At 62.1% G+C, this 15,189-nt stretch carries 10 protein-coding genes; 6 read left to right on the plus strand and 4 right to left on the minus strand.

The window, feature by feature from the left end; genetic code table 11:
* Positions 1-396 precede the first annotated feature (396 nt).
* Entirely contained in the window at positions 397-1,452 is a 1,056-nt protein-coding gene (locus V1283_RS35755) for a zinc metalloprotease HtpX (RefSeq protein ID WP_334391295.1), read from the minus strand.
* A gap of 444 nt (positions 1,453-1,896) precedes the next feature.
* On the opposite strand from V1283_RS35755, the gene V1283_RS35760 reads away from it, so the two are divergent.
* The gene (locus V1283_RS35760) at positions 1,897-3,987 is read left to right on the plus strand and encodes a tripartite tricarboxylate transporter substrate-binding protein (RefSeq protein WP_334391296.1); all 2,091 of its coding nucleotides are present in this window, start codon (positions 1,897-1,899) and stop codon (positions 3,985-3,987) included.
* A gap of 945 nt (positions 3,988-4,932) precedes the next feature.
* Positions 4,933-6,486 (plus strand): acyl-CoA synthetase, encoded by a 1,554-nt coding sequence (locus tag V1283_RS35765; RefSeq protein ID WP_334391297.1) that lies wholly within the window; start codon positions 4,933-4,935, stop codon positions 6,484-6,486.
* Positions 6,487-6,602: 116 nt separating this feature from the next.
* On the opposite strand, the gene V1283_RS35770 is transcribed toward V1283_RS35765, so the two are convergent.
* Together V1283_RS35770 and V1283_RS35775 are read right to left on the minus strand one after the other, a co-directional pair.
* On the minus strand, positions 6,603-6,812 hold the full coding sequence (locus V1283_RS35770; RefSeq protein ID WP_057841312.1) for a cold-shock protein: 210 nt from the start codon (positions 6,810-6,812) through the stop codon (positions 6,603-6,605).
* Positions 6,813-6,990: 178 nt separating this feature from the next.
* Positions 6,991-7,758 carry a helix-turn-helix domain-containing protein gene (locus V1283_RS35775; protein WP_334391298.1) on the minus strand — a complete coding sequence of 256 codons (768 nt, stop codon included), beginning with the start codon at positions 7,756-7,758 and terminating at the stop codon, positions 6,991-6,993.
* A 187-nt stretch (positions 7,759-7,945) separates the two neighbouring features.
* On the opposite strand from V1283_RS35775, the gene V1283_RS35780 reads away from it, so the two are divergent.
* From V1283_RS35780 to V1283_RS35790, 3 genes are all read left to right on the plus strand, one after another.
* Positions 7,946-10,219, plus strand: a complete 2,274-nt coding sequence (locus V1283_RS35780) for a marine proteobacterial sortase target protein (protein WP_334391299.1) — start codon at positions 7,946-7,948, stop codon at positions 10,217-10,219.
* A gap of 229 nt (positions 10,220-10,448) precedes the next feature.
* A complete protein-coding gene (locus V1283_RS35785; RefSeq protein ID WP_334391300.1) occupies positions 10,449-11,027 on the plus strand; it encodes a class GN sortase in 579 nt (192 codons plus the stop codon).
* Between the two features lie 171 nt (positions 11,028-11,198).
* Positions 11,199-13,421 carry an acetate--CoA ligase family protein gene (locus V1283_RS35790; protein WP_334391301.1) on the plus strand — a complete coding sequence of 741 codons (2,223 nt, stop codon included), beginning with the start codon at positions 11,199-11,201 and terminating at the stop codon, positions 13,419-13,421.
* 146 nt (positions 13,422-13,567) lie between these two features.
* Here the strand turns inward: V1283_RS35790 and V1283_RS35795 are convergent, their stop codons facing one another.
* On the minus strand, positions 13,568-14,341 hold the full coding sequence (locus V1283_RS35795) for a S1 family peptidase (RefSeq protein ID WP_334391302.1): 774 nt from the start codon (positions 14,339-14,341) through the stop codon (positions 13,568-13,570).
* A gap of 111 nt (positions 14,342-14,452) precedes the next feature.
* On the opposite strand from V1283_RS35795, the gene V1283_RS35800 reads away from it, so the two are divergent.
* Complete coding sequence (locus tag V1283_RS35800; RefSeq protein WP_334391303.1) at positions 14,453-15,085, plus strand: HAD-IA family hydrolase; 633 nt, start codon at positions 14,453-14,455, stop codon at positions 15,083-15,085.
* The last annotated feature ends 104 nt before the right edge of the window (positions 15,086-15,189 follow it).

Raw genomic sequence — 15,189 nt, forward strand, 5'->3', positions numbered from 1 at the left:
CTGCCACTTACTGGGCAAACGCTGCGTTACGCGGGCCAATACAGCTATGATGGGACAACGTAGAAAGGAAAATTGCTAATCCGGAACTGTTGCTTTCCGCGTTGATCCCAGTTGCGAGCTAACCCTCGTCTGGGTTGCTCTCTCGTTCTGGGCATTTGCTCCCGATTTTTTTCATTGTACATTCTCCCCACAATGCACCGCACGAGCGATGGTTTCGCGGAGGTCTCGCGTTATTTTTGTGGTAACACTGTGCACGGTTCCAAATTGCGACGTGCTTCGCCGCGCATTCGGCAAACGCGTTGACCTAATTCGACCAGCTTTCACTTTGCAGGTCATTTTCTTTTGTTCGAGCACGATCTTTTCGGAAAACCGACTCCCACTTTTCCGGATCATGCTCTAAGCGAGGCAGAGTAGCGCGCCGACCCGTTCCGATGTCGCGGGGTGGCTGCGAAGCAAGCGCATCGTACCGTCGTCTCGCGCGGCCGCGGACGGGACCAGGAAACCGGCGTGGTGGCGTTCCAGCTTGCGGAGCGCTGCGATCAGCGCTTGCCAGTCTCCGGTCAATTCGAGGGCGGTGGCATCCGCGTCCAACTCGCGAGTACGCGACAGTGCCAAGCAAAGCAACTGAGCGATCGAAGGCGCGGCACGCAGCAGTGCAGCAAGCGATGGGCTGACCGCCATGCAACCATGTTGCGCGCGCAACAAGGCAAGGCCGGCGAGCGACGTCCATTCGATCGAGCGATGCAGCGCCGCCGCCCAACTCATCGTCCAGATATCATTGTTGCGGATATGGGCGACCTCATGGGCGAGGATGCCGGCGATCTCATCGCGTGTCATGCCGCGCAGCAATCCCTCGGTCAGTATGATCGCGGCGCCTTCGGGACCACCAAGCGCGTAGGCATTCATCTGCGAAGGCGCGGGAAGACAATAGATATCCGGCAAACGAGATAAGCGGGCGCGGCGGCAGACGTCCACCAGGATGCTGAACAATCCCGGCGCTTCGGCGGGGCGCAGCAGGCGGGCGCCGAACCAGCGGAAGATGGTTTCGTGCGCGATTGCCGATCCGTCTTGTCGCGGCGCGCCTCCGGTAAGAGCCCGGTGAACGCCCTCGGTTCCACCGACGATCCAGCCGCAGACCGCCAACAGCAATGTCATCCCGGCGATCGCCAAGGCCGACGACCGATGATTGGCGGCTTGATGAAACGAGCGCCGAAGCCGCGACAGATCCTGGAAGCACAGATCGATACGGCAGCTCAAGAATATCCCCGGCTGATCCGTCGGCAAATGCAGGTCCAGGACGACGGTCGCGCCGGATCGCACGAGCTGCAGCATTTCCGCGCGCGGTACGGCATGGATCAACGCAAATGAAATGCCGGGAGACGACGCGGCGTCCCTGACGACGCATTGTCCGGTTCGATCCCCACGCCACGCCGCAGCGCCGACGTTGAACACCCCAAAATCCCCCTAACCACCCATGCCAAACACAATAGACTCCACTTCCTGCGCCGTCATGCCAATTTCATGCCATAGCCACAGGATAGTCATTAGGGAGCGCCGGGTTGTTAACCAGCGCCCTTAAAATTTAAGTTAGGTTTTCCGCCGGAATCTCCTTTGTCGAGGTCAGCGGCGCCGTCGGGAGCGGAATCTGGCGAGCAAGCCTGACTAACTTGTTGTTCAAGCCTGACTAACTTGTTGCTTAGGTCTCCTTAGGGTCAAGCGCGTCGGTTTGACTGCGTACCGCCGACTTCCGCTCTACGCCCGTCAACGGACCTCGTCCGGTCGGCCCGGCAGGTCCGTTTCGTGCCAACAGCGGAAGTCCGGTGATCGCTGCGCGGGTGTTTGCCGCGGTCAGCGTATCTGGTACTCGTCGAGAGAGTTTTCACAAGGTGGTTTTGAATGATCAAAGCCCGTCTGGTCGCTTTCGCAGTTTTGTCTGTTGTCCTCTTTCTCTGCGAGCCCGCATACTCCTGCAGGGGGCCGTCGGGTCAGACGATCTTTTTCGCCCAGGAGAACGATCTACCCGTCATCGAAGGAACTGTGGCCGTCTATCTCGAAGTCGTCGGGTCATGGGTGCGCGAAGCTCCGGTCGCCGCACGCATCGAAAAGGTCGTCAAGGGAGACATCGATCCGGGAGATATCACGCTCGAGGGTCAGGCGCCGCCATGCGACGGTTTTCCGGGCCCCGGCTCTCGAGGGTTAGTGATCGGCCGCGTGACGAAGGATGCCGCGGGTAATGTCCGGCTGGCCGCGCTGTGGGGACCCAAATTGCCACCGTTCGCGGAATTGCCACCGTTCGCGGACGACCCCGCCGTGAACGATCCCGATGCTCCGAAATGGCCACGGCTTCCCGCGTGTACGCTTCCTTCGCCCGGCTTTAATGCGAAGATCATGGCGATCGGCGTGGATCGGGGCCGGATCGATTCGCCGATTTCGACGATGGGGCAGGACAGCCGGACGCTCGCCTCGCGGGTGATACTCGAAGGTGATCGGCAGCTTTATCTGGTCCTGGGCAGTCGAGCGCCCATGGTCTGGAAAGTCGAAGGCAAGGTCGACCTTGTGGACCGGGTCATTGTGGTTTCGCCGAAGGGAATAGGCGGAATGTACAATTCCGCAGTCGCCGGCGTTCCCGCGGACAAGGTCACCTTCGATCTGTGTCTTCCGATCCCGAGAGGAAATCTCGACGACGACGTTCTGAGACGAGTCCTCGAACGCCAGATCGGCAGATACGACAGGATCGTCTACCGACCTGGCCTCCACGGCATCCGTCTTCCCTCCTTCGATGAATTTGGGCCATCAGATTTCCTTCCGGACACAGTTGCCGAGATGGATCGGGCCGTTTGGATCGGGCCGCTGACCAAATACTCCATCCCGCCGGGCAAGCCGGGCATCGCCGCGCTGCTTCGGAACGGCGCACTGGAAGAGATGACTGCCGTTCCGGCAACTCTCGCCAAGCAGCAGACGAAGATCTACAGGATCGTCAAACACATCGACCGTCTGCCGGCCTGGAGTCGATACACGATATACGTCCTTCCAGCTGGGATGCAGGCGCCAATCAACGCGATGGACTATTGCGTGTTCGACGGTTCGAGCGGACGGTTGGCCGATGTCTCGCGCGGCCACGAAGGATGCGGCGTCACCAATATCCTGACATCTGACGGTAGGGATCCCACTGCGCAGGTCAGGCCGGCCCCCGATGTTCCGCTTCGCCCGAACGCCTACATCAGGATTCGGCACATCGGATCGAGCAGCCCACGACAGCGCGACGAAGGGGTTCGTGGCTCCATCGAGTCCGAGCTATCGTTTGCCTCCTACGGGATTGCCGGGTCTCCGGCGGAACGGGGATGGCCGCCCCCTCTCGACAGCAGCAACGACTACCATTTCGTTCTATTCGGAAGCGACTCGCCGACTCCCGACGACGTCATCCCGATCGCCGGCTTCGCTCATGTTCCGTACGTCGCGATGACGTCTCCAACGTTTCCTTCGGGTACGCTCGCAGAGTTCGTCGCGTACGCTCGTTCTCGTCCCGAACCCATCCGCTATGTGGATACGGGCAATCCGACCGCTCTCGCCGCAACGGAGCGGTTTCTGAAGCACTTTTCCATTGCAGGAGAGCGGATGCCGGCAACGTACGATGCAGCCTTTGTTCTCGTCAGCTCCGGCAAGGCCGACCTGATGTTCTCCACTATCCTGCACGCCGTCGATGTCGCCCGCACGGGTCGCGTACGATCGCTCGCCATCACCGGCGAGGCGCGTCATGCGTTATTGCCCGAAGTTCCTACGATGGCAGAGACGTTTCCAGGCTACTCAAACGGAGATTGGTATGCCGTCGGCGCTCCAAAAGACACGTCTCCGACCGAGATGGCTGCACTGACCTCCATCATCAAAGCGATCCGTTCCGATCCAGATACCAAAGCGAAATTCCGGTATATCGGGGTCGAGCCGTTCGATGCCGACGCCGAGACGATTTCCCGTCTCTTGGGACGATAGTGATGACGATAGTGATCTCGCATCGGTGCGTTGGGTGAGGCAGCTTCACTTGTGACGGGTGCCGCGCGGCTACAGCATGATCCGGAAAAGTGTGAAAGCGGTTTTCCGAAAAGGTCATGCTCGGCTCCGTTTTTGGAACTTCTCAGCCTGACGCGATGTCCTCGGTCGCGCAAGTCAATTTCTGATTTTCCGAAATTGACTTGACGATGAGGCCAAATCAGCAATATATCGATTTCGTCCCGTCCCGGTACGAGGGGCGTTTCGCGATCGTCACAAGCGCGGGATGGGATGCGGTGGACGCGGATGTGCCTTTGACGTACGGCACGGATGCGTACGGCAAAGTCGTGTGGTCCTGACGCCCCGATGCTGGCGTCAAGTCTCGCGGTTGCGCATCGATCCAACTGGATCGAGCGCGATATCCGCGAGGCGACGGTGACAACGAGCCCGGCCCGCCGGGGAGAGCGCGATATAAGCCGTAAAGCCATTGCGCAGGGAATGTCGGATGCCTCCGCTGCCCTGTATGCTCGTGTGCGTATTTTTTTCGCCTATTGCACACGAGACCGCGGGTGCAGCGTGCACCCGGCATTCCCTGCGCCCTCTGACTGGAGGGCCAGGAAATTCGATAGCAAGCCTCGGGCAAATCAGGCCGCGAGATCGTGAAGTCGTGTCATCCACCGGCTGTCATCATCCGCGAAAGCAGATGATCCAGTATTCCAGAGGCGCCAGCGATCAGATCGATGGGCCGCGGCGTACTGGATACCCGCCTTCGCGGCTATGACGATTGGTGTGTGGGTGGGCATTTCAGGAACAACTAATGCCGACCCGATCAACAGTCCCCACGCCAGCCACTCCGCGCAAGACAGGGCCCCCATATGAACCATCTCCTGCTAAATTGAATACCATCAGCAAAACCGGCGGCGCGAGACCGCTGGACGTGGAGGAAGCATGTCGTCGGTTCGCTATTACGACTGGATCGCGCATTTCGGCCGTCGCACGCCGGACAAGATCGCAGCCCACGACCTCGCCAGCGAACGCCGGCTTTCCTACGCGCAGTTCGACGCGCGCATCTCGCGGCTTGCCACTCACCTGCGCGACAAACTCAGTGTGACGCGCGGCGATCGCGTCGCGGTGCTGGCGCTGAACACGACGGATACGCTGGAAGTGCAGTTCGCCTGTTTCCGGATCGGCGCGGTATTCCTGCCGCTAAACACGCGGCTCACCGTTCCCGAACTCCAGTTCATTGTCGGCGATGCCTCGCCGACGGTGATGATCCACGACACTGAACTCGCCGAGGTCGCACTCACGGTCGCAAAGCTCTGCAACGTTTCATCCGCACTGCTGCTCGGCGCTGATGGTTCCTACGAGGCGGCAATCGCGGCTTCGACGCCGCTCGATCACGCGGAGATGGTCACACTCGATGACATCTCGACCATCATGTACACATCGGGCACCACAGGTCAGCCCAAGGGCGCAATCATCACCCATGGCATGACATTCTGGAATTGCGTCAACCTCGGCGGCCCCGCCTATGTCTCGCCGTCGACGGTGCTGCTCACGGTGCTGCCGCTGTTTCATACCGGCGGGCTGAATTGCTACACCAATCCGGTGCTGCATGCCGGCGGCACGGTGTTGATCATGCGCGCGTTCGATCCCGCGTTGGCGCTGCAACTGATCAGCGACCCATCCTGGGGCATCACCCAATTCTTCGGCGTGCCCGCGATCTACCAGTTCATGGCGCAGCATCCTTTGTTTGCGACGTCCGATTTCAGCCGCCTCGTGATCGGCGGCGTCGGCGGCGCGCCGATGCCGGTACCGCTCCTGAAAGTGTGGGAAGAACGCGGCGTCGCCCTGCAGCAGGGCTATGGCATGACCGAGACGTCTCCGGCCGTGCTGGCGCTCGACCGCGAGGACGCCGCGCGCAAGGCCGGCTCGTCCGGCAAGCCAGTGCTACACACCGAAGTGCGGATCGTCCGTCCTGACGGGACGGACGCGGATGTCGGCGAACTCGGCGAACTCTGGGTCAGGGGGCCAAACGTCACGCCGGGCTACTGGAACAGGCCGGACGCCAACCAGTCATCATTCACCGACGGTTGGCTGCACACCGGCGATGCCACGCGCGTCGACGAGGAAGGGTTCTACTACATCGTCGACCGCTGGAAGGACATGTACATTTCCGGCGGCGAGAACGTCTATCCGGCCGAGGTCGAGAGCGTGTTGCATCAGCTCACGGCAATCGCCGAAGCTGCGGTGATCGGTATCCCGAACGAGCAATGGGGTGAAGTCGGCATGGCGATCGTGGCGGTCAAGCCCGGCCATACGCTTCGGCCAGAGGAGATCCATGCGCATTGCCAGGCCAATCTGGCGCGGTTCAAATGTCCGCGCCTGATCGAGTTCGTCGACGCCCTGCCGCGCAACGCCACGGGGAAAATCCACAAACCGACGCTACGACAGAAATTCAACGCGCCGAAGCCGACCGACAAGGCGGCGATTGCTTCATGACGGTGCACCGGGATGCGACAAGCGAAAAGCCCGCCAGTTCATCACCGGCGGGCTCTTGTATCGGAGGCCAATCAGAGGATCCCAGTACATCCGTGGAAATCCAAAATCGGCAACCTTTAATCGACGCGAAGATTCTCGGCGCTGGTCTTGCCGCGCATCGGGTCCTTCTTCGCTTCGAACGAGATCTTCTGACCTTCATTGAGCGAGCTCAGACCCGCACGTTCGACGGCGCTGATGTGCACGAAAACGTCGGTGCTGCCATCATCGGGCTGAATGAAGCCAAAACCCTTGGTCGCGTTGAACCACTTAACTGTTCCGGTAGCCATGTAACTATCTCCAAGATGCGCGAAAGCGCTTTGCCCGCACGACCTCCGCGCAGGCTTGATCCGATTTCAACGATGTCTTGGGGATTGGGGCCGGTTTCGGCGTGGTCAACAAGGCAGAGCGGTAACTCGAATATCGCTCATATAGTGGGTTTCGCCGGTAATGCAAGGCTGGTGCGCGCTATCCCGGCAAGAACAACGCAAACGGCTCGTCGACCGTTCGCCGCAAATGCTGGCGATACACCGCATAATTGGCATCGCTCTGCGATATCCTCCCGAAGGTCGGGCTTGGGATCATCTTGATCGGCAGATAGGCGATGGGGGCTGCGATCGGCGTCAACAGCGAGCCGCGGCCGGCGAGCAGCGTGGTGATGATGCCATACATCTCGCCCGAAATCGCCGGCCGCGCCAGCGTGATCAGGCGATACTGGCCGTGCCGGTTGGTGACGAGATAGATGTGGCCCGACTGGTTCGGCACCGCCACTTCGCCATACTGGGTGTAGGCCGCATCCTGCCGTTCGCTTTCGTGAAACACCAGCGATGACGCCACTGTGTCCCAGACGATCTCGGTGCGGTAGGCGAAGATCGCATCCTTGTCGCCGAACGACGGACGCACCGTGACATAGGTCCCCTCGATCCAGGCCACCGCGCGGCGCGAATAGGCGCCCAACCCGTCAGGCGCGATGTCGCCGTTCCCGTTGGGCGCGACGGGCGCCGGTGCATCCGCCGTCTTGCGCAGGGAAACACCGAGCGCCTGCTCCAGCCGCACCGTGGTTGCGAGCGTAAACGGGCGGCGGCCGCCGAGCACCTTCTCCAGCGTCGAGAGGCTGAGTTTCGCAAGCTCCGCCAGCGATTGCCGGGAGATGCGGCGACGGGCGATCTCTTCGCGAATGGTATCGGCGATCTGCCGGCTTTGCTCGGCTGAAAGCTGCTTGTCCGGCGTCGGCATCGTCACCCCTGCTTTAACCGCGGCAGTGTATCAGACGCACAATCCATCACAAACCCGCACAAAGCCGTCCCGGCGGTGGCGGACCGCGGTGGCGGACGACCGAACAAGGCCGATCAATCCGCTCGCGCCAAATCGCTGAATTCCGCACGCTCCCAAGCGGCGAAATCGCCGTTCGGGAGTGACCGACATGACGACATGCGACGAAATTGAGGCCGACAAAAGCAGCGAACAGCCCAGCCTGATCCGGATGGTGCTGTTCTTCGTGATGCAGGGCGTTGCCGTAATCCTGGTCGGGTTTGCGGCATTATTCTTGAGCTTTGAACCGGTGTGGTCGGCGGAACGCCCGCAGGCCGCCTATCTCAAACCGGGCGACGCGCGCTCCGGCTCGCTGCTGCTGAAGAACGACGAAGGCTATGCCGATGCGTTGCGGCTCGGCATCGATGTCGATCTCACCGTATCGGGTCCGACGGTCCGCGTCCGCGTCACCCAGATTTTCCGCAACCCGACGCAAGACTGGGTCGAGGCCGTCTATGTCTATCCGCTGCCGTCGGGCGGCGCGGTTGATACGCTGAAGATGGTAATCGGCGATCGCGTCGTGGTCGGCGACATCAAGGAGCGGCAGCAGGCCAAGATCATCTACGAACAAGCGAAGCAGAACGGACAGAAGGCGGCGCTGACCGAACAGGAGCGGCCGAACATCTTCACCAACTCGGTCGCCAATATCGGCCCCGGTGAAACCGTGCTGGTACAGATCGAATATCAGGAGCCTGTCGCACAATCCGGCAACGAGTTCTCGCTGCGGGTGCCGATGGTGGTTGCCCCGCGCTACAATCCCGTACCGGTTGTCCAAAGCGTCGACTTCCGCCCCGACAGCGGCGGATGGGGTGCGAGCAAGTCCGACCCCGTCCCGGATCGTGACCGCATTTCGCCTGAAGTGCTCGATCCCGCGATGAACGCGCCTGTTAATCCGACCCGCATCACTGTGCGGCTGCAGGCCGGCTTCCCGCTCGGCGAGGTCAAGAGCCATCATCACGCGATCAAGACCGAAAAGGCCGATGGCAGCACGAGCATCATTCGTCTTGCCGAAGGCCCGGTGCCGGCCGACCGCGATTTCGAACTGACCTGGAAGCCGGCCGCGGAGAAAGCGCCATCGGTCGGGCTGTTCCGCGAGCGTGTCGGCGACAGCGATTACCTGCTGGCGTTCGTCACGCCGCCGGCGGTCGAGCAGGCGCAGCAGAAACCGATGCCGCGCGAGGTGATTTTCGTGATCGACAATTCCGGCTCGATGGGCGGCGTCTCGATCATCCAGGCCAAGGCCAGTCTCATTTATGCGCTCGGCCGCCTGCAGCCGAACGACCGCTTCAACGTGATCCGCTTCGATCACACCATGGATGTGCTGTTCCCGTCAGCCGTGCCGGCCGACCGGGAGCATATCGGCCGGGCCACCTCCTTTGTCGACGCGCTGCAGGCCAATGGCGGCACCGAAATGGTGCCGGCGATGCGCGCCGCATTGTCCGACAACGCCGGCGATGCCGGCTACGTCCGGCAGGTCGTGTTCCTCACCGACGGCGCGATCGGCAACGAGCAGCAATTGTTCGAAACCATCAACGCGCTGCGCGGCCGCTCGCGCATCTTCATGGTCGGCATCGGCTCGGCACCGAACACCTATCTGATGACGCGCGCCGCCGAACTCGGCCGCGGCACCTTCACCCACATCGGTTCGGTGGAACAGGTCGAGGAGCGCATGCGCGGGCTGTTCTCCAAACTGGAGAATCCCGCGGTGACGAATCTCACCGCAAAATTCTCGGACGCCACGGCCGATATCACGCCGGCCGCGATCCCCGACGTCTATCGCGATGAGCCGCTGGTTCTTGCGGCAAAGCTCGACAAGCTGTCAGGCTCGGTCGAGATCAAGGGTCGCATCGGCGACCGCCCCTGGGTCGTCACCCTGCCGCTGGCGAATGCGGCCGAAGGCAAGGGCCTGTCCAGGCTCTGGGCGCGGCGCAAGATCGCGGACGCCGAAGTCGCGCGCACCACGCGGCAGGCAAGCCCCGAAGATGCCGACAAGACCATCCTGGCGCTCGCGCTCGAGCATCAACTCGTCACGCGGCTGACCAGCCTGGTTGCGGTCGACAAAACTCCGAGCCGGCCGGAAGGCGCGCCGCTCAAGGTCTCGGAACTGCCGATCAACCTGCCGGCCGGCTGGGATTTTGAAAAGGTGTTCGGCGAGCGCCCACGCCTTCCTGCAACGCCGACGGAACGCCGCGCGGATAACGAGCAGGCGCAGGTTCAGATCGCGGCGCTGAAACGGGTGCAGCCCATCGTCACCCAGGCGCCCAGCACGGTCACGCTTCCGAGGACGGCGACCGACGCCGAACTGAAGATGATTGCGGGTGTGATCCTGCTCACGCTTGGCCTGATCCTGTTCGTGTTTACTCGACGTCAGATGTCACTGCGTTGACGTCGGCTGAAAGGAGGGGGCCCCCCACCTCCTCTTTCAGAGCGCGCGCGGCTTCCACCTGTCCCCCCAGGGTCGCGCGCGCCCCCTTTTTTCCCCGCTGTCATTCCGGGGCGATGCGAAAGCATCGAACCTCAGATGTGCAATTGCACATCTGAGGTCTGGTCCTTCGGACCATCCCGGAATGACGGAGCGCGATTGCTGCGCTCGCAATGACGGGAAACCCAGCAAGATGCCCCGCTTCGTCCTTCCTCTCCTTCTCGCCCTTATCGGCCTGATCCTGTTCGGCCAGGGCGCCTACATTCACGCCAAGGCGCTGCTGGCGCAGGTGCTGCTGGAACGGGCCTTTGAAAAAACCATCGCCACCGGGCGCGAGACAAAGCCGTGGTCATGGGCGGATACATGGCCGGTCGCCCGCATCGAGGTGAAGCGGCTCCATGCCAGCACCATCGTGCTCGCAGGCAGCAGCGGCCAGGCGCTTGCCTTCGGCCCGGGTCATGTCGAGCGGACACCCGACGCGGGCGAACGCGGCGTGGCCGTTTATTCGGCGCACCGCGATACGCATTTCGCCTTCCTGAAGAACATCACTATCGGCGATGAGATCGACGTCACGCGACGCGACGGCCGGGCGTTCCGCTACCGGGTGGATACGACCTCGGTCGTGCGCTTCGATGCCTCCGGCATCGATCCGCTCGCAGGCGGGCATGAACTGGTGCTGTCGACCTGCTGGCCGTTCGGCGCGTTGACGCAGGGGCCCGAGCGCTATCTTGTGCACGCCACCATGATCGGGAACGCGCCGGATTCACGCTGAATTCTCCGCGAGCCGGGATATCGTGCACGGCGAGAATGGCGCGGCGCACACCGCGCGTGTTGCCACACTCGCCAACTCTCAATAAAAGGTCTCGATCACAAGAAAAACACGGTGCGGCGAGCATTCTCGATCGTCACTGCCAAAAGAAACAACAGAGTTTAAGGGATACCCATGGACGCTCAGGCAAGCACCGCATCGCATCAAGCCGAAAAATGGTCGCCTTCGTCTGACGCCAGCGACATCGTCAAGAGCATCCATGCGATGCTGCACCCGCGCAATATCGTGCTGGTCGGCGCCACCGACAAGCCCGGCAACTATGCCGAGCGCATCTGGAACAATTTGATCAAATACAAGTACGAAGGCGGGCTGTTTCCGGTTAACGCCAAGCGCGAAACGATCTGGGGCGTGCCCTGCTACAAGGATTTCGCTAGCCTCCCCGAAAAGCCCGATCACGTGCTGGTGCTGGTGCCGGCGCGTTTCGCGGTGCAGGTGATCCGCGATGCCGCAGCGGCCGGCGCGCGATCCGCCACCATCGTCACCTCGGGCTTCAGCGAACTGCAGGACGAGGACAGCCAGCGGCTGGCGCTCGAACTGAAGGAGGCGGTGCGCGAGACGGGCCTTGCCGTCACCGGCCCGAACTGCCTCGGCAATCTCAGCGCGGGCGAAAAACTGTTCACCAATATCGACGACCGTATCGTCACCATGGAAGCAGGCCCGGTGGCGATTGCCGGACAATCCGGCGCCATCGTGATGGCGATCCGCCAGACGCTGGAAGATCGCGGCGTCGGTGTCGGCTACATGGTCACCACCGGCAACGAGACCGGCCTCGAGACGCCGGACCTGATGGCCTATTTCGCCGCCGATCCCTCGATCCGCGTCATCGTGGTCTATCTCGAAGGCGTCAGGAACACAAAAGTGTTCCGCGAAGCCTGCAAGGCCGCGCGTGCTGCCGGCAAGCCGGTCATCGCGCTGAAACTTGGTGCCTCCGAGGGTGGCCGCGCCGCCGCGATGGCGCATACCGGCGCGCTCGCCGGCTCGATCGAAACATTCGACGCGATCTCGACGCGCGAAGGCGTGATCCGCGTCCGCGGGCTCGACGAATTGATCGAGACAACCGAATGTTTCGTGCATGCCGAGTCGCCGAAGGGCAATCGCCTCGCCGCGGTTTCGCTGTCCGGCGGTAAGCGCGGCCTCTTGATCGACGCGTTCTATTCGGCCGGCTTGAATTTTGCGCCGCTCACCCCGAACGCGACGGCGCAACTGGCAAAGATGCTCGGTCCCGGCAGCATCGTCGGCAATCCCCTCGATGCCGGTTTTGCCGCGGTCGTGGACCCCTCGGTCTACATGAGCTCGATCAAGATCATGATCGACGATCCCGACACCGACATTGTCATCATCGACGCCGAACTGCCGAAGGCGCCGCATGAAATGCGCGAACGCAATCTGCGTATCGTCAACGAGATGGCCGGCGCTGCAAGCAAGCCCGTGGTCTATATCAGCGCCATGTCGATCGGCTTCACCGAATTCACCAAAGCCTTGCGCAAGTCGCTGCCGAACATCGCGGTCATGCAGGGGCTTGACCGCGCGGTCGGCGCGATCAAGTCGCTGATTGAATATTCTTCCCTGCGCAAGGAAGTGCCCGACATCGCATCGAGCTCGAAGGCTTCCGCGCGTGCGGTGCTGGAGAAAGCGCTCAAAAGCGCCAACGGCGCCGCGGCGCTCGACGAGGTGGCCTCGAAGAAGCTGCTCAAGGCGTACGGCATTCCCGTTTCAAAGGAAGAAATCGTGCAGACGGCTGCTGAGGCGGTGAAAATCGCCAAGAAGATCGGCTTTCCCGTCGTGGCCAAAGTGGTCAGCGCCGACATCCTGCACAAGTCAGACATCGGCGGCGTGGTGCTGAACCTCAACAGCGCGGCCGAGGTGAAGAAGGCGTTCAACGACATCACCGCGCGGGTCAAGAAAATCAAGAGCAAGCCGAAGCTCGAAGGCATTCTGATCGCGCAGCAGGTCAAGGCCGACCTCGAGCTGGTGGTCGGCGCGTCGCTCGACGCCGAGATGGGTCCAGTGGTGCTGTTCGGCACCGGCGGCGTCGATATCGAACTGATGAAGGACGTCGCCCTCGCCGGCGCCCCGCTCGACGAGGCCGAGGCGAAACAACTCATCGCCAAGACCAAGGCCGGCGTGAAGATGAAGGGCTACCGCGGCAAACCGGCGTTGCACGAGGCTTCCGCCGTGAAGGCGCTGGTCGGCCTCTCCAACCTGATGGCCGACGCCGGCAATCGCATCGCGTCGATCGACGTGAATCCATTTTTGATCAACAGCAAGGTCGGCGTCGCCGTCGACGGCCTGATCGTGCTGAACAACGCCGCCGCGAACAAGGCGGCGGAACATTAGGCCTGGCTCGGTGGTCATTGTCGTCCCTGCGAACGCAGGGACCCATAATCACCGTCGTTAATTGTTACGAAGAAAATTAGCTTCCATAGCCTTGCCGATGGGCCGCGGCGTATGGGTCCCTGCGTTCGCAGGGACGACAGGTGTGGTTACAACCCCATTCCCCACTTCTGCACGGCCTGCAAAATCCAATCCCGGTAGAGCGTCAGCGGCGTAACGCCGGTCATGCCGCCGCAGCCAGCGCTTCCGTTCGACCCGGTCGACCAGCTCACCACACCGACGATAACAGGACCATCTTGCTTGTCCTCGAATACCGGCGCACCAGAATCACCCGTGCAGGCGCCAAGCCCCTCGCGCGTGCCCTGCCCCGCGGGATCGACAAGCCTGATCTGCAGCGTGCCGGGCTTGCCGGTCGCGACCAGACCGGCGACGCGGATGGTGCCGCCGCTCTTGCCGTCGCCGCGTACGGTCACGCCGATGCCTGCGACGGTGAAGCGGCTGCCGATCATGATGGGGATGTTTGGCATGCCGAGAGCGGCCAGCGTCTTTCCCTTGGGTGGCGCCACCAATTGCAGCAACGCGACATCTGCCGTCGCACGATGCGCCTGCATAGCCTGCATATTGAAGCCGGGATGGATGGCGACGGTTTTGACATCCTGCAACGAAGGTTGCCGGTCCGCGCCATATTCGACGATCTTGTACTCCGCGCCTGATGGCACGCAGTGCGCCGCGGTCAGCACCAGTTTCGGTGCAATCAACGCGCCGGTGCAAAAATTACCGCGCGAGCCGACGATGGTAACAACCGAGCGGGCCACACCTTCCGTCGACGGCGCGCCGCCGCCGACGATGGCATGCGCGGGAACGGAGAGCAGCAGGGCAAGGTTGGCAATAAGGCCGGCAACCACGCGAGACGGGATTTTCATCGGCGCAGCAATAACCCGCGCGGCGCATGCCGCCAAGCGCCCGATCGGGCTGGTTCCAGCGGGCAATTCGTGTTAGCCGCTCGCCAACGCATTTGTTTCAGGCGAGGAACAATGATCGAGGCAGTGATCTGGGATTTCGGCGGCGTGCTGACCACCTCGCCGTTCGAGGCGTTTGCGCGCTATGAGACCGAGCGCGGGCTGCCCGCCGACATCATCCGGCGCACCAACGCCGCCAACCACCTGGAAAACGCCTGGGCGAAGTTCGAACGCGCCGAAGTCGATATCGAAGCCTTCGACGAATTGTTCGCAGCCGAATCGCTGGCACTGGGCGCGGCGGTTCGCGGCAGGGACGTGCTGCCGCTGCTGTCGGGCGACCTGCGCCCCGAAATGGTCGAGGCGCTCAAGCGCGTGAAGGCGCGGTTCAAGACCGGCTGCATCACCAACAACCTGCCCGCCAACGCCATCGGCAGCCACAGCGGCCGCACGCTCTATGTCGCCGAAGTGATGGCACTGTTCGACCATGTCATCGAGTCCGCCAAAATCGGCCTGCGAAAGCCCGACCCGCGCATCTACCAGATGATGGTCGAGACGCTGAAGGTCGACCCCAAGAACTGCGTCTATCTCGACGACCTCGGCGTCAACCTGAAGCCGGCGCGCGAGATGGGAATGACCACGATCAAGGTGGTCAACGCGGCGCAGGCGATCAAGGAACTGGAAGTCGCGACCGGACTGGCATTGCGCTAGGCGGAAAATGGCGGAATTTGCCGTCGCCCATGTCGAAACGGCGCTTGTTCTTTGCCGGGAACGCGGGCAGAACATTGCGAAATCTATCGAATTTCGGAGTTGAA

It is taken from the genome of Bradyrhizobium sp. AZCC 2262 (assembly GCF_036924535.1).
Classification (GTDB): domain Bacteria; phylum Pseudomonadota; class Alphaproteobacteria; order Rhizobiales; family Xanthobacteraceae; genus Bradyrhizobium.